Here is a 20,952-nt window from a genome sequence, read left to right on the forward strand (position 1 = left end):
ATGAGTGTAACTGCGCAAACGGTCTGGAATAATTGTCTCCTTTTTATAAAGGATAATATCCAACCACAAGCTTACAAAACTTGGTTTGAACCTATTGTAGCGGTTAAGCTTGCAGATAATGCGCTTAGTATACAAGTACCAAGTAAGTTTTTTTACGAGTGGCTTGAAGAGCATTACGTTAAACTTTTAAAAGTATCTTTAACTAAAGAGTTAGGTGAAACTGCCAAATTGGTTTACATTATTAAAATGGAAAACACGTATGGTAATAAACAACCTTTTACTGAAAAAATTCCAAGTTCTAATAGAAGCGCTGTAAGGTCTCAAAATGTAGACGTACCGCTTAATAATAAGAACCGCGAATTACGTAACCCGTTTATAATTCCTGGAATTAGAAACGTAAAAATCGAATCTCAACTTAATCCAAACTATAACTTTGATAACTTTTTAGAAGGTGATTCAAACCGTTTAGCACGTAGTGCAGGTTTAGCAGTCTCTGCAAAGCCAGGTGGAACGTCTTTTAATCCATTATTAATTTTTGGTGGTGTTGGTTTAGGTAAAACACATTTAGCGCACGCTATTGGAGTTGATATAAAAGATAAATACCCAGAAAAAACTGTTTTATATATTTCTGCTGAAAAATTTACGCAACAATATATTGACTCTGTTAAAAAGAACAACCGTAACGACTTTATACATTTTTATCAATTAATTGATGTATTGGTTATTGATGATGTTCAGTTTTTATCAGGAAAGTCTGGAACACAAGATGTATTCTTCCATATTTTTAATCATTTGCATCAAAATGGTAAGCAAGTTATTTTAACTAGTGACAAGGCGCCCGTAGATATGCAAGATATTGAGCAACGCTTACTATCAAGATTTAAATGGGGATTATCTGCTGAATTGCAAACACCAGACTTTGAAACTCGTGTCTCTATATTAAAAAACAAATTATACAGAGATGGTGTTGAAATGCCTGACGATATTATTGAATATGTTGCTAAAAACATAAAATCGAATATCCGAGAGCTAGAAGGTGCTATTATTTCTTTAATTGCTCAATCCTCTTTTAATAAAAAAGAAATCAATATTGAGTTAGCTAAACAAGTTGTAGAAAAGTTTGTAAAAAATACCAAGAGAGAAGTATCTATAGATTATATCCAAAAGATTGTCTCAGATTATTTCCAAATGGATGTGGATACATTACAATCTAAAACTAGAAAGCGTCATATTGTACAAGCTAGACAATTAGCTATGTTTTTTGCTAAAAAACTAACTAAAGCATCTCTTGCCAGTATTGGTTCTCAAATAGGAAAACGTGATCATGCAACCGTATTACACGCCTGTAAGACCGTAGATAATTTATCATCTACAGACAAGCAGTTTAAAAAATACGTTGAGGATTTAACGAAGAAACTTTCGGTTTAAATTTCATTTTAAAATGACTAATATTTTAATGGTATGCTTAGGAAACATTTGTCGTTCTCCTCTAGCTGAAGGTATCTTACAATCAAAATTAAACCCTGAATTGTTTACTGTAGATTCTGCCGGAACTAGCAGCTACCATATTGGCAACAAACCAGACCCAAGATCAATAAGTACTGCCAAAAAGCACAATATTAATATTACTAAACAACGTGCTAGACAATTTACTAAACAAGATTTTATAGATTTTGATATTATCTATGCAATGGATAAGTCAAACTTTGCTAATATTATAGCATTAGCTGAAAATGAAGCACAACACTCTAAAGTCAAATTAATTTTAAACGAAAGTTTTCCCGACAAAAACTTAGATGTGCCAGATCCGTATTACGGTGGTGACAACGGTTTTGAAAAAGTGTACACCCTTTTAGAGGATGCTTCCGAAAAAATTAGCACCAAATTAAACAGCCTTACTTAATTTTATACCTTTACAGTACTATGACTAAAGGAAAACTATATTTAATACCATGTACATTAGGAGAATCAAACCCCTTTAATGTATTACCTGCTCAAGTAAAAACCATTATTGATAGTTTAGACACCTTTGTTGTCGAAAACTCTAAAGCAGCCCGAAAATTTATAAAAAGTATTGCTCCAGATAAGGCTCAAGCTAGCTTAAACCTTTTTGAACTTAATAAATTTACAGAAGTTACAGATTTACCTAATTTTATCAAACCCTGTTTAGAAGGTAAAAATTTAGGTTTAATATCTGATGCTGGATGCCCAGGAATTGCAGACCCTGGCGCAGATATAGTTAGTTTAGCACATAAAAACAATATACAAGTAGTACCGTTAGTTGGTCCTTCTTCTATCCTATTAGCCATGATGGCTTCCGGTATGAATGGACAAAGCTTTGCTTTTAACGGGTACTTACCGATTGATAAAGGTGAGAAAAAATCAGAATTAAAACGTTTAGAGCGTTTAAGTTTTGAACATAACCAAACACAGTCTTTTATTGAGACACCTTATAGAAACAATAAGCTTCTAGAAGACCTTTGTAGCGTCTTAAGTGATAGTACAGAGATTTGTGTGGCTTGTGACATTACATTGCCTACAGAGTTTATTAAAACACAAACAGTGAGTCAATGGAAAAAAAATAGTGTTGACCTACATAAGAGACCAACACTATTTATTATTCACAAAAGCCAATATTAAGCGCTTTCGTATTTTACTTTTACCTTTTTTAAAGGTTTAATTAAAGAGGTATCATAACCTGAAAACTTCTTCATGTAATACTTTATGGTTGCACCATTTGCATCTGCAAATCCTTGCTCTCCATAACTTCTTAAAAATTTCTTTACGCTGCCTGGTCCCGCTAAATGCGCTGCAGCCAATATACCCGATTCCGTAACTTTAACACCTTTGATATACTTGTTGTTAAAACGTTTGATATCCTTACGTAATACCCATTTGTTACGTTGTGCATTTGCTATAAATGCTTTTTCCTGTAACTCAGGATTACTCAAAAAGTACTGAGGATGATGGATACCTAAAACTTTTAATGTACTTTTTCCAAATTGATATTTTCCTAAGTAACCAAATTGGTTTACTCTAAAATAATCATTTTGAGATTCTTTAAATCCTAAAGCTTCTTTAAAACCTGTAAACGTTTTACCTAATTTAGGTGTAAACGCTGTTCTATTAAATGCTTTTACGTTTGAAGCAATATTTGCATATTGTATATTTTCAAAGTCAACGTTGTTAAACTCAATTTCATCTACTAATGTAGCATCATTTTTAGTGGTAACAAATACAACTAAAAGTAAAATTGATATTGTAAACGTTAGGGATAATAACTTTCCAATATTATTTTTCATTTATTTTTGATTTAAAAGTCTGTTTTTTAATATTATAAAGACTTAAATTTCAGCGTGCAAATATACAACAAATAATTAAATACTGAAAATCAATATGTTAACTTATGTTAAAAGTAAATTAAGTGCCCTTTTAGCTTCCCGCGACTATTAATTTCCAGTGTCGGAAACGGTACTTTTATAACATTAATTATGTTAAAAAATTGTTTAAAAAATGTAGAATCGGTCTTGATTTTGGTTAAATCCATATCTAGACTTAAATAGAATTGTTTGGTTCTGTCTTGGTTTGGGAAATTAATATCTTGTAATTGATCGGTACCATATAACAACCCATCCACGCCATAACCGACTGCTAAATTTAACCAATTTGGTAATTTACTGTCTTTAAAAAAAGAATGAAGATTAGCACTTAACCAATACGTCTGTCCATTATAATCTTTTATAAATTCTTCAAAAATCCCATTACCAAGTTTATCTGGGTTTTGATTAGCGTATGGACTTTGGTTAAAAGAATATTTTAATTGAATACGTTGCTCTTCCCACAACAACTCTTGTCCAATAAATAGCCCTGCTCCTGCTGCGTTCGCGGTAAAGTCTCCCCAAGAAAAACCCCATTCTTCAGAAAAACCATCTAAAACTTCTACTGCTGTTAAAAAAGAAAAGCCAAGTGTTGCTCCGTAAATTAGTTGATTTTTTTTACTCACTCCACTCCAATGTAACGCTTGAGATCCAAAACGTCCTAATTGATAAGCTGTAAAGCTATGCCCCAACTTATCCATTTTAAACCATTCTGAATTATCATTAGTACTATGAAGGTTAGAACGCTCAAAATCAGAATACCACAAAGCGTTTAAACCTATTATAGATAAAGACGCTAAGCTAGCTTCCGTTATAATAACTGCGTTTTTACGTGACACATTAAGTGTATCACTAGGTTTAAAAAACTGAGAGTGATTGTTTTGTGCAATTGTACTACCTGTAATTAAAAAGGCATATATAATTAGTACTGTTTTAAGCACACCTTTATCTGTTAACACCTTTGCTATTAATCCAACGGACATACTCATTTTTATTAGCATTATGTTGACTTAAATTTTTAGCAAATTTGTGATATCCAAAGTTTTTTACATTAGCTACAAAATAATAGTACCCGTGGCTTTCTGCATTTAAAACAGCATCAATAGCAGATACATCTGGCATTGTGATTGGTCCCGGTGGAATCCCTCGGTATTTATAAGTATTGTAAGGCGAATCTATTTCTAAATCTTTATATAACACACGTTTTATAACTTGATCAAAATCGTTATCTTTTAATTTCTTAGAATAAATAACTGTTGGATCGGCTTGTAAGGGCATACCAACTTTTATTCTATTTAAATACACACCAGCAACTCTTGGCCTCTCGTCTACCTTAGCGGTTTCTTTTTGAACGATAGATGCAATAGTAACAACTTCGTTTACAGAAAGATTTAATGCTTTACGCTTTGCTTGACGCGAATCATTCCAAAAACGATAGTATTCTTTTAGCATTTTATCTCTAAAGCCTTCAGCTGATGTATTCCAGAAAAACTCGTAGCTGTTTGGAACATACATATTTAATACTGTTTGGTTTGTAAACTTATGCTTGTCCAAAAACACTTTATCCGTCATGGCTTGCAACAGTGACAAACTATCCGGTTCTATTTGCTCAGCAATACGCCCTGCTAAATTTTGAATACGTTCTTGATTATTAAAACTTAATTTTATTGGAATATTTTTACTTCTAATAGAGTTAATAATATCATTATTACTCATGTTTTTATCAATAGCAAAACGTCCTGCTTTAATATTTGTCGTATATTTTTTACGTTGTGCTAATGCATCAAAACTATCAATATCCTTTAATAAAGGTACCAACTGCTCTCTAACCTGATCATAATTAGCATTGGTTGGTACGTAAATATAGGCTGTGTCATTATTAAATGCAGTGTTTTGTTTAAACATCGCACCATAAATAAAATAAGCAAAATAAGCAGCAATTACTAGTCCTATTAATGCTATTGCTACTAAGATTTTTTTAATATACATTGGTATTAATTAATTGAAATAAATATTCGTTTTTGTATTGACCATTTAAATAATTCCAGTCTTTTTTAAGACCAATTTCTTTAAATCCTTGATTTTTAAATAATGCTAAACTAGCTGTATTATCCTCACTTATATTGCAATATAATTGGTGCAAATCTAAATGCTTAAAACAATAACTAGTTAGTAGTTGTAAAGCTTCTTTACCATTACCTTTTTGCCTATCATCGCTTTCTTTTATTAAAATACCAATTCCTGCACGTCTATTTTTAAAGTCAAAATCAAAGACATCAATCATACCCATAGCCTGATGCTTATAATTACAGATAACTAAACGCAACTGCTTTACTTCAAAAATATCTTTATGTGCTTGATCTAAATATTGCTTGATTAAATATTTAGAGTACGGTGTTATGGTATTGCTTATTTCCCAAATAGATTCGTCATTTTCAATGGTATGAATAAACGATAAATCTTCAGGCTCTAAAGCACGTAAATAAATATGTTCTCCTTTTAATGTTAACATGCTATTTCGCCTTTAAAAACTTGCGTCGCAGGTCCTATTAACATGACCTTTTTATAACTATTACCGTCTTTTACAAAAGACACTTTTAACGCGCCTCCTTGTACGTTTAAGTTAATGGTAGTAGCAACACTGTTTCCTGTGTTATGCATTGCAATTGCAACAGCTGTAACGCCAGTACCACAAGATAAGGTTTCGTCTTCTACACCTCTTTCATAGGTTCTAACCGTATAAGTATCTTCATTAACCTTTTCTACAAAGTTAACATTTGTACCGGCTTGATTATAAGGTTGACCATATCTAATTTTTTCACCTTCATTTTTAACATCAAAATGCGCTAAGTCTGTAACAAACTGCACGTGATGTGGTGAGCCTGTATCTAAAAACTGATGATTTTTAAAGCTTTCGACCGTATCCACATCCTTCATTTGTAAATGGATAATGTTATCCTCTATTTTTGCAAAATGTAAACCGTCTGTTGCTTCAAACGTTGTCTGATCTGTAATCAACTGCAAAAATTCCGCGAAAGCGACAATACAACGTCCACCATTACCACACATACTACTTTCGTTTCCGTCTGCATTATAATAGACCATTCTAAAGTCCTCCGTTGGATGGTTTTCTAGTAAAATTAGACCGTCTGCTCCAACGCCAAATTTACGGTCGCATAAAAAAGCAACCAATTTGGTATTGTTTTTGTCAAACACATTTTGTCTGTTATCGATCATGACAAAGTCATTACCTGTTCCTTGATATTTATAAAAAGTCAACGTCATTTGGATGAAAAATTGAATGACAAATATAAGTTTTTTCAGTTGTTAAAACGTCGTTAAAGTTGAAATAGGCATTCAATATTTAATTAATTTTAATCGTTATCTAATTAAATCTAAACTAAGTATTTTATGAAGAAGATGTTAACTTTGGTTTTAGTTTCGGTATTAGGAGGCGCAATTACTCTAGGAACATACAAAACCTTTCTTGAAAAAGATGAACAACAAATTGCCAACACAACAACGCAGGAAACACCAGTGTATTTACCTGCCAATTATAACACAAACACGACTGCTTTAGCTGCTGCTGAAGGTATTAATTTTACAACTGCTGCAGACAAAACAGTACATGCTGTAGTCCACGTTAAAAACGTTGCTTTAAATACAACACAGCCTACTTTACAAGACTTATTTTATGGTCGTGTGCCACAAAAAAGGCAGTTAGGAACTGGAAGTGGTGTAATTATATCGCCTGATGGTTATATAATTACTAATAACCATGTTATTGAAGACTCTGAAGCGTTAAGTATAACACTTAATGATAATAGAACTTTAAAAGCTAAAATTGTAGGAACTGATCCAAAAACGGATATTGCTTTACTAAAAGTTGAAACTGAAGACCAACTACCTTACACCACATTTGGAGATAGCGATACCGCAAAAATCGGAGAATGGGTTTTAGCGGTTGGTAATCCGTTTAATTTAACGTCTACAGTTACTGCAGGGATTATTAGTGCAAAATCTAGAGATTTAAGTGGAAGAAGCACCCAGTCTTTTATACAAACAGATGCTGCGGTAAATCCGGGTAACTCAGGTGGGGCTTTGGTAAACACTGCGGGTCAGTTAATTGGTATTAATACTGCTATATCGTCTCAAACGGGATCATACATTGGTTACTCTTTTGCTGTGCCTAGTAATATTGCTAAAAAAGTAGTCCAAGATATTATGGAGTTTGGTAATGTACAAAATGGTATTTTAGGTGTTATTGGAGGTTCTTTAAACAGTTCTTCTGCAGAAAAACTTGGAGTTGCTGAGACGGAAGGTTTTTATGTCGACGATGTCGAAGAAGACACCGGTGCATCTGAAGCCGGTATTAAAAGTGGCGATATTATTAAAATGGTTGATAATATTAAGATTAAAAAGTTTAGTGATCTTAGAGGTTTTCTAGATACTAAACGTCCAAATGACATTGTTAATATTACACTTTTACGTGATGGTGTAGAAAAAGAGGTTGCTGTAACCTTGCTTAAAAACAACACCTATATACTACCAGTAATTGGTGTTATTAAAAATGCTAAACCTGAAGACCTAAAAAAGTACAAAACTAAAAATGGTGTAAAAATCACAAAGGTTAATGGGACTTATGGTCAATATTTACAAGCAGAAGGTATTGAAGAAGGTAATATTATAACTGCCATCAATAACATTAAAGTAAATACAATCGAGGATGTGGATACGATATTAAAAAATAGAGATACGTATCAACCGTTAAGTATCGAATTAATAAACTCTAAAGGAGAAACAAATCGTTACGGTTTAAGATAATTACTATTTAAACGTTAAAAAAAGCCCTTAATTTATAAAATTAAGGGCTTTTAAATTTTTACACTTTTTCCTTTACGAAATCGTTTGAAATCAATACTTTTGCCGAAAATTTACATAATAAATTAACAACACACACTAAATAATTTAAAATGTCCATTAACGAAACTTACGAAAACGAATTAGCGTTTCAAGCAGACAGAAGACGAGCTACAGTCGAATTTATTAAAATTGTTAGCGATTTGTGGTATGACAAATCTATCGAATTGGTGCTTTTTAGAAACCAACTAATTGATAGAAATGTGTCTCAAATATTAAACCTACATGAATATGCAGGTGAGTTTGTAGAAAAACCTATTTCTATATTTGATTCTGTAGAGATTGCTCAAGCTATTCAAACGCTAGACGTCCCTCCTGCTAAACTTGATATTGGTAAATTAACTTACGAGTACCATTTAGAAGAAAAAAAATACAGCAATGCATTAGCATTTGTATCTAATCAACTTAAGGGTGCTAGTAAAACTAAAGACATTACGCCTAAGGACGTAGTACTTTACGGTTTTGGTCGTATTGGTCGTTTAGTTGCTAGAGAGTTAATGACACGTACTGGAAAAGGTAGTCAATTACGTTTACGTGCTATTGTTACTCGTGGTAAATTAGATGCAACCGTATTAGAAAAACGTGCTGCATTATTACGTAACGATTCTGTACACGGTGATTTTTCAGGAACGGTTACTACAGATTTAAAAAATGAGGCTTTAATAATTAACGGTACTACAGTTAAAATTATTAATGCTAATCAACCAGAAGATATAGATTATACTAAATACGGTATTAACAATGCATTAATCATTGATAATACAGGAGTGTTTAGAGATAAAGAGGCTTTAACAAGATTAAAAAGCTCTCCAGGAGCAGATAAAGTTTTACTTACTGCACCAGGAAAAGGAATTCCTAATATTGTTTATGGTGTAAACCATTTAGAAAACAATCCTGATAAAATAGATATTTTTTCTGCTGCATCATGTACTACCAATGCCATTACGCCTATCTTAAAAGCAATGGAAGATACGTACGGTGTAAAAAGTGGACATTTAGAAACTATCCATGCGTATACTAACGATCAAAATTTAGTGGATAACTTCCATAGTAAATACCGTCGTGGACGTGCAGCTGCATTAAACATGGTAATTACAGAAACTGGAGCTGGAAAAGCGGTCTCTAAAGCATTACCTAGTTTTGAAGGTAAATTAACATCAAACGCTATTCGTGTACCTGTACCAAACGGGTCTTTAGCCATTTTAAATTTAGAATTAGACTCAGAAACTACTGTCGAGCAAATTAATGAAACCATTAAAAAGTATGCTTTAGAAGGTGATTTAGTAGAGCAAATTAAATATGAAATGAGTGACGAGCTAGTATCTACGGATATTATTGGTAGCTCTGCGCCTTCAATATTTGATAGCAAAGCGACTATAGTTAGAACAGATGGTAAAAATGCAATCTTATATGTTTGGTATGATAATGAGTACGGTTACAGCCATCAAGTTATCAGATTAGCTAAGTATATTGCTAAAGTAAGACGTTTTACGTATTACTAACATCTAAAATTTAATTATCAACGTATATATAAAAGCCTCGCAATTGTGAGGCTTTTTGTTATTTTTAAGCCAAAAAGCAAACCTTTTTTTATATTTTCGCAAAGCGAAAGACATCAAAACAATTACCATGCGTCATACAAACTATTTATTAGTAACTATTTTTCTTTTCTTATTTTCATTTACAGCAGTAGCACAAACTGAAACCACAGAAGAAGACGATAAACTATCTCTAGATTCTGGAACATTAGAAAACCAGTTCGAATACCTTACAAAAAGATCTAATAACTGGAGAGATCAGCGTGGACAATCTTATGAAGTTGTAAGAAACGAATGGATTGCAAAATTAAAATCACACACCTTAGACTCGCTTAAAGTACTAAAAAAGGAATTACTTGACACACAAAACAAAGTAAGCTCTCAAAGTCAAGAAGTAGAGCAGCTAAAAAGCAGCCTAAGCAACACTAAAACTAATTTAGAAGAAACTAACCAAGAAAAAGACAGCATGTCTTTATTTGGTTTACAAATGAGCAAAGGCGGGTATAACACTTTACTTTGGTCAATCATAGCAGGATTATTAGCCTTTTTATTCTTTTTTATCTTTAAGTTTAAAAATAGTAATTCAGTTACTAAAGAAGCTAAATTAAAATTAGAAGAAATAGAAGAAGAATTTGAAGAGCACAGACGTAACGCCTTAGAACGCGAACAAAAAGTAAGACGTCAACTTCAAGACGAATTAAACAAAAGCAGAAATAGCTAAGTTTAAATAAAAAAATATAATATCAATTAAAATCTGTAAATTCACGTTTACAGATTTTTTTATGACCATAATTCAAGCCAACCTTACACATTTAGATCAAGTAGCAACATTGTTTAATCAATATCGCATCTTTTATAGACAAACGCCAAATCAAGAAGGTGCCACACAGTTTATAAAAGATAGACTAACCAAGCAAGACTCTATTATTTTAATCGCTTTCGCGGAAAAAAAGCCGGTCGGATTCACACAATTGTTTCATAGCTTTTCAAGTGTTAGCATGCAACCTTTATTTATATTAAACGATTTATTCGTAAATGAAAACTATCGCAAACAAGGTTATGGTGTCACACTTTTAAACGAAGCAAAAGCGGTGTGTAAAAAGCATAATTACAAAGGCTTAGCCTTACAAACAGAAAGAACCAATCCAGCGCAAAAGCTTTATGAAAGCTTAGGTTGGAAACAAGATCAAGACCTTCAATATTTTTGGACTAATCAATAAAAAAAGCGCAATCCAATGGATTGCGCTTTTTAATATTTAAACTAGTGGTTAATTACCAAAAGCTAGAAGCCAATAATTACATTGCTCCCCATTCTTTTAAAGAATCTTTATTCATCTTAACGTAGTCAGCATTTTTAGCTTTATCAGCATACTCTAAAGATGCTTTAGCAGCTTTGATAGCTCCTTTTTTATCTCCAGCTTTTGCATGGATTAACGCTTGTTGACGTAACCACCAAAATTTAGGAGATTCTTTAGTCATATCAATTGCTTTGTCAATCCAAGTTACTGCTTGCTTAATATCTTTTCCAGATTCTAAGTAGTAACGTGCAGATGCATAATAGTTATCAGCACTTGGTCCATTCATTATTTTAGAAATAGCATCTGTTACTGTTGCATCAGTTGGTACACCAATTGTAACATCTACCATTGTGTTTTCCCATAGTAAACTTAATACTGCAGAGTCATTAGTTAAATTATCAAATGTAAATGTAAACGTTTCGATAGACATTGGTAAAGTTGTTGCTTTTACGCTAACCTTAGCTGCCACTTTAGAATCGTCCCATGTTGCAGGTGTTCCCCAGTTTTCTGTATCAGTATAAAATACAACCTCCCAGTTCTCTTTATTAGGTGTTGTAAAAATAGCATAAGATCCAGCTTTTAAAGTCTGCTCTCCAATTGTAACTGCTGTACTAAAAGTAATAATAGTGTTTTTGTTTGCTCCTGTTCTCCAAAGCTTTCCAAAAGGCACTAAGTTTCCAAAAATTTCACGACCTCTCATTGATGGTCTAGAATAATCTAAAGTAACATCCGTTAAACCAACTGTTTGCTCAATTTTTTGAGAAGGACTTGGTTGTGGCGTTTCTATTTGTGCATTAACAGCAAATGATACTGTCAACACCATAATAAGTGTAAATAATTTTTTCATGGTTGACTTTTTAATAAGTTATTTAAAATGTAAAATTAAGCATTAGAAATACCTTGTTTGTTAATAAAACCTTAAAAAAAGAGGAATCTGTTTTATCAATCAAACTATTAATCGTAATATTGCGATATACAAATACACAAACAAAAAATGGGATTAATTAAAACCGAAAAATTTTCAGAATCACAAAATCAAATTGCATTATTTGCTAAAGCGTTTGGACACCCTGCTAGAGTAGCCATTATACAGCATCTCTTTAAAATTAATGCTTGTGTTTGTGGTGATTTAGTAGAAGAGATTGGGTTAGCACAACCCACAATCTCACAACATTTAAAAGAACTGAAAAACTTAGGTTTAATACAAGGTACTATTGAGGGTACTAGTGTTTGCTATTGTATAAACAAGGACAATTGGACAGCCATGAAAACACTTTTAAATGGCTTTTTTAACAACAATTTAGACAGTAACACGTGTTGCTAACATCAAAATATTAATCATAATAACACATTAAATTATGACACTTTCAGAAATTAAAAAACACTTATCACAATTAGAGACTATTTCTTTTACGCTACCTGATGGTAGTTTAGTCCCAAACCATTTTCATGTTACAGAAGTGGGCAAAGTAACAAAGCACTTTATAGATTGTGGCGGAACTGTAAGGGAAGAGAAAAAAGTAAATTTTCAATTATGGAATGCAGATGATTATGATCACAGATTACATCCTGAAAAACTGGTTAAAATTATCACCCTTTCTGAAGACATCTTTAATCTTCAAGATTTAGAGATTGAAGTAGAGTTTCAAGGAGAACAAACCATTCAAAAATTTGGTTTAGAGTTTCAAAACAACTCGTTTCAATTAACCTCTTTACTTACCGATTGTCTTGCAAAAGATAAATGTGGTATTCCGGAACCTAAACAAAAGCTTAAATTTTCAGACATACAAGCAGGAGACTCTTGTGCACCAGGTTCTGGATGTTGTTAGAATGAAAATTATTACCATAAATAAAACCAATTTCTCAGAAGTACAATCCATTTATCAAGATGGTATTGCTACTGGAGTTGCAACGTTTGAAACAGTTATACCTGATTGGGATTATTGGAATAATAACCACTTACCTATTGGTCGTATTTTAGCAATAAAAGACGACCAATATTTAGGATGGGCCTCGTTAAGCGCTACTTCTAAACGCAAGGTATACTCCGGCGTTGCAGAAGTTAGTGTTTATGTTTCAAAACATTTTAGAGGCCAAAAAGTTGGAGATTTCCTGCTAAAAAAACTAATTGAGATTAACGAGCAGCATAATATATGGACACTACAAGCCGGGATTATGCGGGCCAATACTGCTAGCTTAAAATTACACACCAATAATCAATTTAGAATTATTGGATACAAAGAAAAAATAGGGCAATTAAATGGCATTTGGCTAGACAATGTTATACTAGAAAGGCGCAGCAAAACTGTTGGTTGCTAAATTCAACATACAAATGAAAGATGTAAACGACATGTATTCATTCTCATCACTTTCAAGCTAGTTTTAAACTAACTATAATAGAACATCAAGCTCACTTATTCTTCAATTTCAGTGCAAACTGAAACTAAAAACAGTACATAACACAAACTCGTGTTAAATTTTGTTTAACTTTAATCAATCATCGTTAAACATTTTGTATCTTTATGCTATCAAATTTTCACAGGATGGCAAAAAAGAAAAACATAAGCAGTAACGACATTATTTCATTTTACATGGATTTTGTCTTAGAACATAACGAACAACCTAATTCGGTTTACGCATTTGCGAAGCATAATAATTTCGAGGAGTCTAAATTTTATGAGCACTTCGCAACATTTGATGCTATAGAAAAAGGAATCTTCAAAGCCTTTTTTGACAATACGCATCACGCCTTAGAAGCTAGCGAGGAATACGCACACTTTGAGCCTAGAAATAAATTACTAAGCTTCTACTTTACCTTTTTTGAAAATCTTACGGCTAACAGAAGTTATGTGGTATATGCTTTACACAAACATAAAAACAGTCTAAAAGGCTTCGCTGCGTTATCAGAGCTTAAAGCAAGTTTTGCACACTATATAAAAGATTTAGGTATCGAGCTTATTGACATTAAACAAGAACAGCTAAACAAAATTCAAGATAGAGGTCTTACAGAAACAGCATGGTTACAATTATTATTAACCATGAAATTTTGGATGGATGATACTTCTGCTTCGTTTGAAAAAACAGACATTTTTATAGAAAAATCTGTGAACACTAGTTTTGATGTATTAAACGTCATGCCTTTAAAAAGCCTAATTGACTTTGGAAAATTCATCTTTAAAGAAAAAATTAAGATGAATAATTAAAATTACCCTTAGCACAGTACTTAAAATACAACGACTTCTAATTGTCATTCAGAGCAAAAAGAAGTTTCTAAAACTTCTGGATACTTATTATTACTAAAATCCACAACTATTGAAAACGATAGACAAAATACCAACTTCAAAAATTTCTAGAGCAACTAAACTTGTTACTACTGGAGCAAAAGTTGGTGTTAATTACCTAAAATACTATGGTGACAAAATCACCAAAACTGAAGCCGAAGCTAAAGCTAGACTTAACGAAAATAATGCTGAAGACATTTACGATGGTTTAAAGCAATTAAAAGGAAGTGCGCTTAAAGTAGCACAAATGTTAAGCATGGAAAAAAGTATTTTGCCACAAGCTTATGTAGAGAAGTTTTCGTTGGCACAATTTTCTGTACCACCACTTTCTGCCCCTTTAGTTAGTAAAACTTTTAAAAAATATTTCGGTAAATTACCAAGCCAAATTTACGACTCTTTTAATCTAAATTCTGTAAATGCGGCCAGTATTGGACAAGTGCATTTAGCCGAAAAGGATGGGAAAAAACTTGCTGTGAAAATTCAATATCCAGGAGTCGCAGATAGCATTGCTAGCGATTTGGCTATGGTAAAACCTATTGCCATAAAAATGTTTAATATTAAAGGTAAGGACTCTGATAAGTACTTTCAAGAAGTAGAAAACAAATTAGTAGAAGAAACCAACTATATTTTAGAAGTTGAGCAAAGTAAAGCTATTGTTGCAGCGTGTAAGCACATCCCTAATTTAAAGTTTCCAAACTACTATGAAGCATTATCTTCAGAACGTATCATAACTATGGATTGGATGGAAGGCGAACACCTTTCTGAATTTACTGCATATAATAAAGATCAAAACAAAGCGGATCAATTAGGACAAGCCCTTTGGGATTTTTATATGTACCAATTGCATGTTATAAAAAAAGTACATGCCGATCCGCATCCTGGAAACTTCTTAGTCTCTAAATCTGCCGATTTAATTGCTTTAGATTTTGGATGTATGAAAGAAGTACCTGAAGATTTTTACGTGCCTTATTTTGAATTAGCAAAACCAGAGGTTATCGATAATAAAATCTTATTTACCGAAAAAATGTACGAATTAGAGATTTTAAGAGAAGAAGACACTCAAGAAGAGTTAGATTTTTTCTCTGCAATGTTTCATGAGTTATTAAGCTTATTTACAAAACCTTTCCACGAAGATACTTTTGATTTCTCAGACCCTGAATTTTTTAACGCTATTTCAGAAATGGGACAACGTTACAGTAAAAGTACAGAGTTAAGAAAAATGAATGGAAACCGAGGTTCTAAGCATTTTATTTACATAAACAGAACCTTCTTTGGTTTATATAATTTAATGTTTGATTTAAAAGCAAAGAACGTTCAAATCAACAATTACAAATCCTTATAAATGGCTTATTTTAATTTAAAACAGATTCAAGAATTAGAGCATTTGTATAAAATTAATTTAATTAATAGTTGCTCTGGTTTTAAAAGTGCTAATTTAATTAGCACAAAATCTACCAAGGGACAAGAAAATGTAGCTGTATTTAGTTCGGTAACACATATTGGTAGTAATCCGCCTTTATTGGGCTTTTTTTGCAGACCAACAACGGTGACACGACATACGTATGATAACATAAAAAACACAGGTGTTTATACTATAAATCATATTGACTTACACAATTTTGAAGACGCACATCATACCTCTGCTAAATACGACCAGTCGATTTCAGAATTTGATATGACTGGTTTAGAATCAGAATACAAAGACAATTGCAAAGCGCCATTTGTTAAAGGGGCTCCAATTCAACTAGAAATGAAATTTGTTGAAGAATATCTAATCAAAGCTAATAACACGATTTTAGTAATCGGAGAAATACAAGGCTTGCATATTAATGGCGATTTATTGCAAGACGATGGATTTATAAACTTATCTAAAGCTAATATTGCTGCCATTAATGGCTTAGATGGATATACAATCCCTAGATTAGAGAAACGTTTAGAATACCAAAGACCTAGAAAATAAATAAATTAAAAATATTGATAAACACAACGTCAGTTCGAGTGATTTTTTGAAGAATGAAAAAAATTGTATCGAGAACAACATAACACTTAAAACCAAACCCATGAGAATATTAGTAACAGGAGCAACAGGTTACATTGGTAAGCGCATTATCCCGTTACTATTAGAACAAGGACACACTGTGGTTTGTGCTGTTAGAGGTAAATTACGTACAGAACGTAAATATTCTGAAGAAGAAAATTTACACGTTATTGAGGCTGACTTTCTAAAGCCTGAAACTTTAAGTAATATTCCAAAAGATATTGATGCTGCCTATTATTTGATTCATTCTATGTCAAATTCGGTAGATCAATTTCATCAAATGGAAGAAGATTGTGCTGTAAATTTTAAAAATTATATTGAAACAACTAACGCCAAGCAAGTCATTTATTTAAGTGGTATTACAAACGACACCAAATTATCTAAGCATTTATTATCTAGAAAAAATGTCGAAACAACTTTACAATCCAAACACTACGCCTTAACTGTTTTTAAGGCAGGTATAATTGTTGGTTCTGGTAGTGCTAGTTTTGAAATTATAAGAGATTTAGTAGAAAAACTTCCTGTAATGGTTGCGCCTAAATGGTTAAATACAAAAACACAACCTATTGGCGTTAGAGATGTCTTAACGTTTTTAATTCGTGGTCTTGGAAACCAAAAATTATATAATACTTCACACGATATTTTTGGACCCGAAGTCATGACATATAAGCAAATGTTATTAAAATTTGCTGAAGCCAGAAAATTAAAGCGCTACATATTAACGGTACCTGTAATGACACCAAAACTGTCTAGTTATTGGCTATATTTTGTGACGTCAACGTCTTATAAATTGGCGGCATCATTAGTAAATAGTATGGGTATTGAAATTATAGGCGAGAAAAGTAACATCAACCAATTATTAGATGTCACACCTATGTCTTACAAACAAGCTGTAGCGTTAGCTTTTGTAAAGATTGAAGGTAACGATATTATTTCAAGTTGGAAAGATGCACTTATTAATAGCCGATTTAAAAAACGAGCATCCACACAATATTTAAAAGTACCAAAACACGGTTGCTTTACAGACATAAAAGAACGCAAAGTCAAAGACGAGCAGCGTACACTTGAAAAAATCTGGGCTATTGGTGGCGAAAACGGTTGGTATTACGGGACGTTTTTATGGAAAATCAGAGGTTTTCTGGATAAACTAGTTGGTGGTATTGGTTTGCGTCGTGGACGTACAAATAAAACAAAAATAAAAACTGGAGATGCCTTAGACTTTTGGCGTGTCCTTTTAGCAGATAAAGAAGAACAGCGTCTAATACTCTTTGCAGAAATGAAACTGCCCGGAGAAGCCTGGTTAGAATTTAGAGTGGCCAAAGGTAAAGTTTACCAACGTGCTACTTTTAGACCTAGAGGATTGGCGGGACGTTTGTATTGGTATAGTGTATTACCATTTCATGGCTTTATTTTTAAAGGGATGATTAACAAATTAGCCAATGCCTAAAAACATAAAAAAACAAAATCTACCAACCAAAACATGCCCAACGTGTCAATTGCCATTTACATGGCGTAAAAAATGGGAAAAGAGTTGGAATGACGTAAAATATTGTAGTGAAAAATGCAGACGCAACAAAACAAAAACAGCCTAGTTTGGTTTAAAAACGACCTAAGATCTCAAGATAATATTGCTCTTAAAAATGCAATAGAAAACAGCAATAATACCATTGCTGTTTATTGTTTTGACCCAAGACAATTTAAAAAATCCCCTTTTGGATTTAAAAAGACTGAAAATTTTAGAGGGCAGTTTTTAATTGAAACCATAACGGATTTAAAGCAGCAGTTAAAGCAGCTTAATATTCCGTTGTTCGTTTACACGGAAACCCCAGAACACGCTATCCATGGTTTAGTTAAACAACATAATATTTCGACTGTTTACCTTCAAAAAGAATGGACAGATGAAGAGGTTTCTGTTATCAATCAAGTAAAAACTAATCTTTCAGATGACATAGAATGTATTGAAACTTACGACCAGTTTTTATACCATCCAGAAGATATTCCGTTTAAAACGGAAGCATTGCCTCACGTGTTCACACAATTTAGGAAACAATGCGAAAAACTGAGTACTATCAGACCATTAAACGTCACTAATTCAGCTACAGCGGAAAACTTCAACATAACAAACAACACAACAATTCCTACTTTAGAAACTCTAGGATTGGATACTATAACTCCGCATCCTAATAATGCATTTCCTTTTAAAGGAGGAGAAACCGAAGCTTTAAGACGTTTAAATAATTATTTTTTCGAAACCAAAAAATTAGGCTTTTACAAAAAAACTAGAAACGGATTAATAGGCACAGACTTTAGCTCTAAGTTTTCGCCATGGTTAGCTAACGGAAGTTTATCTGCTAAACAAATTTATCATCAAGTTAAACGTTTTGAAAACGAACATTTAAAAAATGAATCTACTTATTGGCTAATTTTTGAATTGATTTGGCGAGATTATTTTAAATACGTGTCCTTAAAACACGGTAACCAACTATTTAAAATAGGTGGTATTTTAAACAAGCAATACGACTGGTCTACAAATCAAACAAAAATTAAACAATGGATTGATGGTAACACTCCGGAACCTTTTGTTAATGCTAACATGCTTGAGCTTAAAAAAACAGGTTGGATGAGTAATCGTGGACGACAAAATGTTGCCAGCTATTTTGCAAAATCTTTAGAATTAGATTGGCGTATTGGAGCAAGTTATTTTGAGAGTATGCTTATAGATTATGATGTGCATAGCAACTACGGAAACTGGATGTATGTTGCAGGCGTTGGAAATGATCCAAGAGACCGAAAATTTAACGTAAAACTACAAGCAGAACGCTATGATACTAACGGGAAATATCAGCGATTATGGCTGCAAGACACCCTTTTTTAAGATACGTACGTTTAAGCGTTTTATAAGCACAAGCAAAATACAAAAAGAACTAAACAGAAAACAACCAATCATTGAAAACATTAAGACTAATACTTGGCGATCAATTAAATAGTAAACACAGCTGGTACAAAGACAATCCGGAAAACACAGTATATTGTTTGTTTGAAATGCGTCAGGAAACCGACTACGTGACACATCACATCCAAAAAATTATTGGATTTTTTGCTGCCATGCGCGATTTTGGTCAACATTTAAAAGACCAAGGTTTTACTGTCCAATATTTAAAATTAGACGACAGTAAAAACACCCAAAGCTTAACAGACAACCTTAAGTTACTAATTGATGAACATAACATTACTAAATTTGAATATCAATTACCTGACGAATACCGATTAGACGAGCAATTGTCTACTTTTTGTAACTCGGTAGATATTGAAACAGAAGCATTTTCAACAGAACATTTTTATACAGAACGTCACGATTTAAAACAGTTTTTTAAAGGTAAAAAGCAATACCTAATGGAAAATTTTTATCGTGATATGCGTAAAAAACACGATATACTAATGGTTGCAGGACAACCTGAAGCTGGTAAATGGAATTACGACAAAAGCAATCGCAATAAATGGAAAGCCGAGCATCCTATTCCGCCTTACAAATATTTCAAAAATGATATTGAAACTATTGTTACACTAATAGAAAAAGAAGACATTAAAACACTTGGAACATTAGACACAAAAACCTTCAGTTATCCTATAAATAGGCAACAAGCATTAGAACAACTTAAATATTTTTGCGAAGTATTGTTGATTCATTTTGGAGATTATCAAGATGCCATGCACACGGACCAAGTCTATTTGTTTCATTCTAGGCTGTCTTTTGCTATGAATCTAAAATTGATTTCACCTAAAAACATAGTCGATACTGTACTTAATTATTGGCGCAAACATGGCGAGGATATAAATATTAGTCAAGTAGAAGGTTTTATTAGGCAAATTTTAGGTTGGAGAGAATATATGCGTGGCATGTATTGGGCTTTAATGCCAGAATATAAAACGCTTAATTATCTTGAAAACAATAACAATCTGCCAGATTTTTACTGGACAGGAAACACAAAAATGAATTGCCTTAAACAATCCATTACCAATAGTCTGGACAATGGTTATGCACACCATATCCAGCGTCTTATGGTTACTGGTAATTTTGCATTATTAGCACAAATAGATCCTGATCAAGTGGACGCCTGGTATTTGGGCATATATGTTGACGCTGTTGAGTGGGTTCAGCTTCCTAATACAAGAGGGATGAGTCAATTTGCAGATGGCGGAAAAATAGCAACAAAACCATATGTATCTAGCGGAAGTTATATTCATAAAATGGGAAATTACTGCGACAGTTGTCACTATAATAAAAAAGAAAAATTAGGCGACAAAGCGTGTCCTTTTAATAGTTTGTATTGGAATTTTTTGGATGACAAACGTAAACAATTAGGCGATAATTTCAGAATGAAAATGATGTACAGCCTATTAGATAAAATGGAAGCTAAACAACTAAGTAGCCTAAAAGAAAGAGCACAACAAATTATTGAAAATCCTGATAGTTTTTAAAAACACCTCGATACAATTTTT

Annotated in this window: 23 protein-coding genes; 17 read left to right on the forward strand and 6 right to left on the reverse strand. The window is 32.6% G+C overall.

Annotated elements, in window-relative coordinates; translation table 11 throughout:
- From dnaA to ACZ2G2_RS00015, 3 genes are read left to right on the forward strand one after another with little or no spacing between them, the layout of a single operon-like run.
- Complete coding sequence (gene dnaA / locus ACZ2G2_RS00005) at positions 1–1,428, forward strand: chromosomal replication initiator protein DnaA (RefSeq protein WP_090840560.1); 1,428 nt, start codon at positions 1–3, stop codon at positions 1,426–1,428.
- Between the two features lie 13 nt (positions 1,429–1,441).
- A complete protein-coding gene (locus ACZ2G2_RS00010) occupies positions 1,442–1,903 on the forward strand; it encodes a low molecular weight protein-tyrosine-phosphatase (RefSeq protein ID WP_470393291.1) in 462 nt (153 codons plus the stop codon).
- A gap of 20 nt (positions 1,904–1,923) precedes the next feature.
- Positions 1,924–2,640, forward strand: coding sequence for an SAM-dependent methyltransferase (locus tag ACZ2G2_RS00015; RefSeq protein WP_281846665.1), 717 nt, complete (start codon positions 1,924–1,926; stop codon positions 2,638–2,640).
- On the opposite strand, the gene ACZ2G2_RS00020 is transcribed toward ACZ2G2_RS00015, so the two are convergent.
- The 5 genes from ACZ2G2_RS00020 to dapF form a co-directional block, all read right to left on the reverse strand.
- Positions 2,637–3,302, reverse strand: a complete 666-nt coding sequence (locus ACZ2G2_RS00020) for a peptidoglycan-binding protein LysM (protein ID WP_470393293.1) — start codon at positions 3,300–3,302, stop codon at positions 2,637–2,639. The two genes, ACZ2G2_RS00015 and ACZ2G2_RS00020, sit on opposite strands and share 4 nt — an antisense overlap.
- 107 nt (positions 3,303–3,409) lie before the next feature.
- Positions 3,410–4,360 carry a DUF2279 domain-containing protein gene (locus ACZ2G2_RS00025; RefSeq protein WP_470393295.1) on the reverse strand — a complete coding sequence of 317 codons (951 nt, stop codon included), beginning with the start codon at positions 4,358–4,360 and terminating at the stop codon, positions 3,410–3,412.
- Entirely contained in the window at positions 4,323–5,366 is a 1,044-nt protein-coding gene (gene mltG, locus ACZ2G2_RS00030) for an endolytic transglycosylase MltG (RefSeq protein WP_090840568.1), read from the reverse strand. Before mltG ends, ACZ2G2_RS00025 begins: the two co-directional genes overlap by 38 nt.
- On the reverse strand, positions 5,356–5,889 hold the full coding sequence (locus ACZ2G2_RS00035) for a GNAT family N-acetyltransferase (RefSeq protein ID WP_470393297.1): 534 nt from the start codon (positions 5,887–5,889) through the stop codon (positions 5,356–5,358). The genes mltG and ACZ2G2_RS00035 overlap by 11 nt, the downstream gene beginning before the upstream one ends.
- Positions 5,883–6,662, reverse strand: coding sequence for a diaminopimelate epimerase (gene dapF / locus ACZ2G2_RS00040; RefSeq protein ID WP_470393298.1), 780 nt, complete (start codon positions 6,660–6,662; stop codon positions 5,883–5,885). Before dapF ends, ACZ2G2_RS00035 begins: the two co-directional genes overlap by 7 nt.
- Positions 6,663–6,788: 126 nt before the next feature.
- On the opposite strand from dapF, the gene ACZ2G2_RS00045 reads away from it, so the two are divergent.
- The 4 genes from ACZ2G2_RS00045 (at position 6,789) to ACZ2G2_RS00060 (ending at position 11,055) form a co-directional block, all read left to right on the forward strand.
- The gene (locus ACZ2G2_RS00045; protein WP_470393300.1) at positions 6,789–8,201 is read left to right on the forward strand and encodes a S1C family serine protease; all 1,413 of its coding nucleotides are present in this window, start codon (positions 6,789–6,791) and stop codon (positions 8,199–8,201) included.
- Positions 8,202–8,350: 149 nt separating this feature from the next.
- The gene (locus ACZ2G2_RS00050; RefSeq protein ID WP_090840576.1) at positions 8,351–9,799 is read left to right on the forward strand and encodes a glyceraldehyde-3-phosphate dehydrogenase; all 1,449 of its coding nucleotides are present in this window, start codon (positions 8,351–8,353) and stop codon (positions 9,797–9,799) included.
- Positions 9,800–9,926: 127 nt separating this feature from the next.
- On the forward strand, positions 9,927–10,556 hold the full coding sequence (locus ACZ2G2_RS00055; protein WP_470393302.1) for a tRNA (guanine-N1)-methyltransferase: 630 nt from the start codon (positions 9,927–9,929) through the stop codon (positions 10,554–10,556).
- A 61-nt stretch (positions 10,557–10,617) separates the two neighbouring features.
- Complete coding sequence (locus ACZ2G2_RS00060; RefSeq protein ID WP_470393303.1) at positions 10,618–11,055, forward strand: GNAT family N-acetyltransferase; 438 nt, start codon at positions 10,618–10,620, stop codon at positions 11,053–11,055.
- 76 nt (positions 11,056–11,131) lie between these two features.
- On the opposite strand, the gene ACZ2G2_RS00065 is transcribed toward ACZ2G2_RS00060, so the two are convergent.
- Entirely contained in the window at positions 11,132–11,980 is an 849-nt protein-coding gene (locus tag ACZ2G2_RS00065) for a DUF2911 domain-containing protein (protein WP_090840582.1), read from the reverse strand.
- 147 nt (positions 11,981–12,127) lie between these two features.
- Here ACZ2G2_RS00065 and ACZ2G2_RS00070 point away from each other — a divergent pair, with 147 nt between their 5' ends.
- The 10 genes from ACZ2G2_RS00070 (at position 12,128) to ACZ2G2_RS00115 (ending at position 20,931) form a co-directional block, all read left to right on the forward strand.
- The gene (locus tag ACZ2G2_RS00070; RefSeq protein WP_090840584.1) at positions 12,128–12,457 is read left to right on the forward strand and encodes an ArsR/SmtB family transcription factor; all 330 of its coding nucleotides are present in this window, start codon (positions 12,128–12,130) and stop codon (positions 12,455–12,457) included.
- A gap of 34 nt (positions 12,458–12,491) precedes the next feature.
- Complete coding sequence (locus ACZ2G2_RS00075; protein ID WP_282069797.1) at positions 12,492–12,962, forward strand: DUF6428 family protein; 471 nt, start codon at positions 12,492–12,494, stop codon at positions 12,960–12,962.
- 1 nt (position 12,963) lies between these two features.
- Positions 12,964–13,452 (forward strand): GNAT family N-acetyltransferase, encoded by a 489-nt coding sequence (locus tag ACZ2G2_RS00080; RefSeq protein WP_470393305.1) that lies wholly within the window; start codon positions 12,964–12,966, stop codon positions 13,450–13,452.
- Positions 13,453–13,676: 224 nt separating this feature from the next.
- A complete protein-coding gene (locus tag ACZ2G2_RS00085; RefSeq protein WP_470393307.1) occupies positions 13,677–14,336 on the forward strand; it encodes a TetR family transcriptional regulator C-terminal domain-containing protein in 660 nt (219 codons plus the stop codon).
- Positions 14,337–14,445: 109 nt separating this feature from the next.
- A complete protein-coding gene (locus ACZ2G2_RS00090; RefSeq protein ID WP_101202699.1) occupies positions 14,446–15,756 on the forward strand; it encodes an ABC1 kinase family protein in 1,311 nt (436 codons plus the stop codon).
- Positions 15,757–16,374 (forward strand): flavin reductase family protein, encoded by a 618-nt coding sequence (locus ACZ2G2_RS00095; RefSeq protein ID WP_470393310.1) that lies wholly within the window; start codon positions 15,757–15,759, stop codon positions 16,372–16,374.
- 100 nt (positions 16,375–16,474) lie between these two features.
- Entirely contained in the window at positions 16,475–17,899 is a 1,425-nt protein-coding gene (locus ACZ2G2_RS00100) for an SDR family oxidoreductase (protein ID WP_470393312.1), read from the forward strand.
- On the forward strand, positions 17,892–18,044 hold the full coding sequence (locus ACZ2G2_RS00105; RefSeq protein ID WP_090840598.1) for a DUF2256 domain-containing protein: 153 nt from the start codon (positions 17,892–17,894) through the stop codon (positions 18,042–18,044). Before ACZ2G2_RS00100 ends, ACZ2G2_RS00105 begins: the two co-directional genes overlap by 8 nt.
- Positions 18,014–19,327 (forward strand): DASH family cryptochrome, encoded by a 1,314-nt coding sequence (locus ACZ2G2_RS00110; RefSeq protein WP_470393313.1) that lies wholly within the window; start codon positions 18,014–18,016, stop codon positions 19,325–19,327. Before ACZ2G2_RS00105 ends, ACZ2G2_RS00110 begins: the two co-directional genes overlap by 31 nt.
- Before the next feature lie 71 nt (positions 19,328–19,398).
- Complete coding sequence (locus ACZ2G2_RS00115; protein WP_470393315.1) at positions 19,399–20,931, forward strand: cryptochrome/photolyase family protein; 1,533 nt, start codon at positions 19,399–19,401, stop codon at positions 20,929–20,931.
- Positions 20,932–20,952: the final 21 nt, after the last annotated feature.

The organism is Olleya sp. KKT75 (assembly GCF_055635485.1).